Genomic DNA, 6800 nt, shown 5'->3' with positions numbered 1-6800 from the left:
AACAAGCTGCAGTAAGCTGATTCCAAGTGTATTGGTAAGAAGCTTTCTAAAGTCATTATTACTAAAGAATCTGATAAAATTATCAAAGCCTACCCATTCACTTGCCCATAACCCCTTAAATGGACTGTAATCTTTAAAGGCAATAACCAGTCCGCCCATAGGCACATATCTGAATAAGATCATATAGATAATGCCCGGTAGTAACATTAAGTACAGCCACGTATGCTGCTTAAAGTACTTTGCATTGCTGGTCCTGTTGGCTTCAAAAAATTGTCCATCAGCCGTCTTGATCAGCTGCTTTTTTTCTTTTGCCATACTCTCCTCCTTATTAACTTTTATATACGTCTGTCAGATATTGTCGCGAAAACCTGTCGGCAAATCGTTTATATGCATATATTATCTTTGCTAAGGAGTAACATCTATAATCATATTATTTTTGACCAAATATCCCATTTCAAAAGTGGTATTTTTGTATATGTTGCATAAAAAATATCATTTTCTTACGCCTTTTTCTTGGACGAAAAGAAAATGATACTTTTAAAAAAGCAATTATTATTAACAGTTTTTACTTAATAAAAAGAAAGGTAGACGGATTATATTTATAAAAAAGAAGGACAGACTATCTTTTTACAAACATTAAAAAGACAGATCCTTATGCACTGTCAAAAAAGTGTTGATCTATGCTTTACTTACATATATCCGTAGGTGAGCTTACGATATTTGCCAGGTGTAAGTCCTGTTCCCTTACTAAAGAACCTGATAAAGTTCTGGGCATTGGTATATCCAAGTTCACTTGCAACATCGGAAACTGACATGTTGGACTGTAATAACTTCTTGGCTTCTTCTATCTTATATTCTTCCTGATATTCGCTAAATGTCTTACCTCTTTCTGCTTTTAGTATCTTCCATATATAGGTTGGGGTCACATTGAGCTGATCCGCGCATTCATTGAGCGTTATGTTGCCTTTGGACTCTGCAAGCTTTTGCTCAATAGAGGCCATCATCTGGTAGGAATGATCAACAAGGAGATTGCTTCGCTCCTTTATTATCGGATCTATAAGCATCTTCTTCATATTCTTACGAACCTTCTTGACATCGCCTACATCCATGATCTGCTGATAGAGCTTATGAAGTCCTTCGGGGCATACTAAAAGTATATCTATCTTCATATTAATAACTTCTGTTAGGATCGTGTCTATAAGTGTTGCATAATAAACAGAAGCAACTGCCCATTCTCCAACGTTTCTAAGCTGGTCGGTGAAATCATCAAGAAGTCTGTAGCACTGGGCCTTGTCCATAGCTTTTAGGGCGTCGCAGATTTCTTTTTCATATTTTTGTAAATTAATGTCTGCCTTATCAGCTTTGGAGGACTGGATGTAGAAGCAGAGGTCAGCCTCTTTTTCCAAAGTTTGTGAATGCTCTCTGGTATCATCTGTCTCCAGGGTAAGGGCATAGACGCTCTCATGATAAGCTCTTCCTAAATGCCTGTACATTGTGTGAAGTTCGCTGACTCCCATCTGAATATGATAGCCATAGGTATTAAAGGCGAACTCTTTGAATTCTTTATTATAAGAAGATATCTGCTCCATAAGGCTTTCTTCAGTATCATCAGCCATGATGCATACAAGGGAACATGAATCATATATGAGAGGAAGCCAGGTCTTCTTTTTAAGATTCTCGGGAAGGTTTTCCGCCAGGGTAAGGCTTATGGCATCTTCATTGATCTCTTCCTCTTTGTCTATATTTTCGTTCTGACTTAGGATTATAGAAACACAAGCATAGAATTTTCGCTCGGTAAGGCCAAGGACTTTAACATACTCTTCCCATTCATCATTGGCTGAGACGGCGCTTCTAATAAGTCGCATCTCAAAAAGCTCTGCAAGTCTCTCTCTTCTGTTAATGATAGTCTGACTTAAAACTTCTTTATCATTTTTGAGATTAGCAAACTGGCCTGCAAGAAATGTAAGCTCATTACCAGAAACAGAGCATTCATCCGTGTCAGTAACTTCTTTGATAAGCTTATCAACAGGCTTATATAAGGCATGTCTTAAGGATACGAAGCTAAGAACAGAAAGCGCTGTTATCGCTATCATGAATTCGATCATAAGCTTAGATGCAAAGCCAAGGAAGGATCTGTAATCATATGCAACATAGTAGGTCCAGCCAAGGGTTGTAGAGGTACAGCCTGTTACTATCTGATCGTAGCCATCTATGTCCATATCGGAAGCTTTAAATGGCTCTTTGGATGACAATTTCTCAATACACTTATCTGAAAAGCTGCTACTTGTTGAATATATTACATTGCCTTCTGTGTCAAGTACTGCAACAGACTTACCTGATACGCTGATATTATCCCATATCCACTGCTTCCACTCATTCTTGTTGATATTAACAAGTAGAAATCCTTTGGTACTGCAGCTTCCAACAGGAAGATTGAGAACAAAATTAAGACCACTTGTATCAACAGTAAGATGATACTGGGTATTAGTATTCTCTACGTCGGTTCCATCAGCTACATATATCCAGTTACCCCTGTTGGTTTCTTTGGTATTGGCTTCATAGAGGTCTAGTATTTCCTGATCATTTATCATATTACTAAAATCATAGATTCCTCTGGAGCTTATAACTCTGTTATCATCTATGTTTACTATGACATAATTATTTATATAATTAGGATACATAGAATTATTACCAAGAGCTGCGTTTATGGACTTGTACCTGCTATAATCGGAATACTCAAGGCGGTTACCCATAAACCATATAACATCATCATTATCTGCAGAATACAGATAGTACTGGCGCAGATTCTCAAGCTTTTCTTCGATATTGGCAACCATATGCCTGGTCGTCATTGTAGCTTCCTTCTCTGCCATTTCATGATTATTGGAATGCATTAAGATGAATGTGTTTACTACCATAAACACCATGAAGACACCTACAAGAGCACTAATACAAATAGTAATAAAAAGTTTGTAGGACATTTTATCAAAGGCGATCTTGCCTTTAAGAATCCCCGCTTTTTGCATATAACTGCCCCTTCCCCACATTTTTCTCCCCATAAGTATCGTCTACCCCTAAACGATATCTTCCTTATTAAATAATTATTTTACAATAAATATGGAAATTTGTGGTGTTTTTTATAAGAGATTACTAGTCAGTTTCAACCAACTTTTAAATATGATGATTCAAGCTTCAGTTTCCTATTATATCACAATTTCATCATATACTTATGTCTATTTATTCGCTTATAATTAAGGAAACTCTTTTTACAAAAATATCAAATTCAATTAAATGTTATGTTGTATACTGTATAACGTTCATTTATAATGTACGTACGGAGGTAAGGTATTATGAGAAAACATGGAATTATCAAAACTGTAGCACTTATAATGGGCGTTAGCCTCACACTTGCATCCTATGGCTGTGGCGATATTTCTTTGGATGATTCCAAAGATTCAGCCGCAATTGACGAAGGCTCTGAATCTGATGAAGGGGATTATGACAAGCTTATTGAATCTACTGAACCTGCCAGCTCAGATAAGCCTGATAAGATCAAAAAGACTGATGGATCCAAAAAGACTGATGATGACAAAGACTCAGAAGATGAAGACGATGATAAAGATTCAAAAAGTAAAGATGCTGACAAGGATTCAGAAGATGATACTGATGATAACAAGGCTATATACGAGCAGTATCTAAACGATGAACTTGAATTCGAAGACGAACTTTTTTCCCAAAAATATATGTACCTTATAGAAGACTACGAGATCGAGCCTTGTGCCTACTACTATGATGTTGATGAAGACTCTGAACCTGAGCTTTTAATTTCAACATTCTATTATGGCTATGATATTTATGATGTAAGAGATGATGAGCTTGTACTTCTGGATTACGGTGAGGATACAACAACTGTATGTATTCCATTTTATGATGATGAACATACCTATGTTGCGCATTGCGACTTCACCCATCAGGGAAGACAGGTACTGGATCTTATAAGGTATGACGAAGATGGCGAGATTGTTGAGTCCATTTCCCTCTGCGCATATTATCCGGATTCAGAAAATGATTATTATGACGAAGACAGCGAATTCATCTACAACGGCGATTATATAACCATGGAAGAGTATGAAGAGTACTCATCAATGTACCAGGCTGTTCCTGTTGATGATATGGAAGAAGTTGAAATTGATATGTCGCTTTTTGGCTAAAGCAGGGCTCATTCTTCCTAGTGAAATTTAAAAGCTATATATAATAAAACAAGCTCCCATTACCAGCTCTTTTGTAGTACAAGACTTGTACTACAAGACATTACAAGACTGAAATGGGAGCTTTTTATGTATATATGGATCTTACCTGTTATTTATTGCTTTAATTTCATGATACAAGGGATTTTCCTGAACCATTACCTGCAATACACCACAGCCTTTTAATAGTGGCATCTTAAGTCTGTATTTGACCCAAAACAGTGCATATACAAAAAGGCCCAAGAATAATACAAAACACAATTCATATATATGAAGTCTTTGTACCGGATCACTTGATATATTGAACATCATATATACCTGAAGAAGTATTCCGACTATCTGGAATATAGGATAAAATGGTGTCTTAAATGATCTTGGCACTTTTCCCATTTTTCTTCTAAGTATAATTACATTCATATGAGATGTAATATACGAAAGCATCCAGAATAGTGAACATGTAAGTGTCAGAAACGATACCTGCTCTCCTGTTGATATTCCAGAAGCTTCTATAAGAATTGTTAATAGTCCAAGTATCAGAATTACATAATATGGTGCACCTTTACTGTTCTTTTTTTGGAAAAAGGCTGGAAGAAGTTCCATCTTGGCCATTCCGCAACATATCTCAGAAACTGAACATATGATAGAATTCTGAGTACTTACAGCTGCAAATATAGCAACTATTATCATCCAGTATCTGCCCCACTTACCCATCATAGCTACTGCATATAGCACATGCGGAGAAGCTGCTGCCCCAAGATCAGACCACATAGTATAATTCTTAAATCCAAAGACCATTATGATCTGTATAATTCCCATTATAAGTAGTGACAGTACCATACTAAGTGGTACATTCTTCCTGGGATTCTTCATGTCCTTGGCAAGAGGGACTATGAATTCAGCTCCAATAAAGAACCAGAAGGCTGTAGCTGTAAGAGGAAGTACATCAGAGAGGTCAGATGATATAACAGCAGCCTGCTCTACCTGTACTCCGCTTCCTATTCCAAGAGCACCTACAACGCTTAGTACAATAAGTGACAATACCATAAAGCTGGCTACGATTTCCTGTAGTAGTGTAGACATATTCACACCCATAAGATTGACTATAATTAATATTATGGTAATACCTACGCTAAATACTGCTGGCGGAATGCTGTCTCCAGCTATTTCAGCCATTACATTTGCAAACATTGCACCTTCTGCCGGTGCTGCAAATACATTACTAATAAGATACCCGCCTACCATGGTAACTATAGTAATTAAAGGTCCCATTCCTGCAAGAGTATACTGGGCAATACCACCTGTAAGATTAGGCATTATTGCATTAAGCTCTGCAATTGACAGCACAGCCATCATATTGGCAATACATGCTATAACTATTGCTATCACAAACGGCGTTCCAACTGTACTCGATCCACTTGCTGATGAAATAAAGCAACTGGTTGCGATCAGCATACCTACGCCCGTTGAAACAGCTCCAAATATCCCAATTTTCTTTTCCATAATTACCTCACATTTTAAAGTGGAGCACTTTCAAGTTTTTAATCTATAACTGAAGCCTTAAGGGCATCTCTGCCTTCTTCTCCGGTTCTGACTCTTATAATATTTCTAACATCAGATACAAAAATCTTGCCATCGCCTATATGACCTGTATATAATTCAAGTTTCAAATATTCTATTAATTCATCTACCTTGCTGGATTCACAGATAAAGGTAACTACGCTCTTGGGAAGCAGCTGAATAGCAAGCTTTTCGGGGCTGAGTTCGTATTCAACTTCTGATAGTCCATGCTGTATTCCACATCCAACAACGTTATTATAAATAGTTACACCAGATACTCCTCTTTTCATAAGCTGTTTAACACAGTCTGCGTGACCTAGTTTTTCTGTGAAATTTGCTACCTTATCCATTCCACTCATTATTTCAACTCTGGAAAACTCTGTTGCCATAATTTATTCTCCTCATCCTGCATAACTTCCATACTTAGTAATATCTTCTGCATCACTAACTGCATATTCTTCACATAGAAACCCTTTTACAGTTGTACCATCTATAAGTTCAACATTACCTATTGTCAAAGGTTCTCTTACATTTCCCATAAATAATCCAAGCTTGTCTTTGGAAAGGCTGTACAAATCGACTTCTATGCTCTCTCCCATGCCTTCAGATACATGAACAAGACCTGGTTTTACAGGATCTGTATTCAATTTATATAATTTATAATTTTTAGCTGTTTTAGTGCTCTGTAGATAGTCAGCTCCAAGTTCAACAAGCTGATATTCTAATGAGTAACCTTTTTTGTGAAGGCCGCATACTGCAAGTAGTTCTCTTTCACTTTGAAGAAATCTCTTTGCTGTCTCTGTTACCAGATTTGTATTATCTGCCAGACCAAAAATAGTAATTCCAAATGGAAGGTTTCTGTCTCTTGTATTTTCTGGAACAGCAATTGCCATCAAATTGAGAAGGTTACAATGATTTGTATATAATCCCATTAAACTATTAGTTTCTACCGGATTATCTCTTACTTCATCTCTAGTAAAAGTTCCGCCTGCTGTA

5 protein-coding genes and 1 pseudogene are annotated in these 6800 nt (G+C 36.9%); 1 reads left to right on the top strand and 5 read right to left on the bottom strand.

The features are described 5' to 3' along the window. Nucleotides 1-315, bottom strand: a pseudogene (locus K6G87_RS11830) (hypothetical protein); the annotation flags it as partial. A gap of 374 nt (nt 316-689) precedes the next feature. Next, nucleotides 690-3059 (bottom strand): helix-turn-helix domain-containing protein, encoded by a 2370-nt coding sequence (locus tag K6G87_RS11825; RefSeq protein ID WP_296837463.1) that lies wholly within the window; start codon nt 3057-3059, stop codon nt 690-692. Between the two features lie 291 nt (nt 3060-3350). Between K6G87_RS11825 and K6G87_RS11820 the strand changes: the two genes are divergently transcribed. Continuing rightward, nucleotides 3351-4211, top strand: a complete 861-nt coding sequence (locus K6G87_RS11820) for a hypothetical protein (protein ID WP_296837461.1) — start codon at nt 3351-3353, stop codon at nt 4209-4211. Nucleotides 4212-4352: 141 nt separating this feature from the next. Here the strand turns inward: K6G87_RS11820 and K6G87_RS11815 are convergent, their stop codons facing one another. The 3 genes from K6G87_RS11815 to K6G87_RS11805 form a co-directional block, all read right to left on the bottom strand. Next, nucleotides 4353-5747 (bottom strand): APC family permease, encoded by a 1395-nt coding sequence (locus K6G87_RS11815; RefSeq protein WP_296837459.1) that lies wholly within the window; start codon nt 5745-5747, stop codon nt 4353-4355. A 38-nt stretch (nt 5748-5785) separates the two neighbouring features. Then, a complete protein-coding gene (locus K6G87_RS11810) occupies nt 5786-6193 on the bottom strand; it encodes a P-II family nitrogen regulator (protein WP_296837456.1) in 408 nt (135 codons plus the stop codon). Between the two features lie 12 nt (nt 6194-6205). After that, nucleotides 6206-6800 (bottom strand): allophanate hydrolase-related protein (locus tag K6G87_RS11805; RefSeq protein WP_330669841.1); only part of this gene is annotated, 595 nt, incomplete at its 5' end.

It is taken from the genome of Butyrivibrio sp., from assembly GCF_024699075.1.
This window is presented reverse-complemented; position numbering and strand designations above follow the sequence as displayed.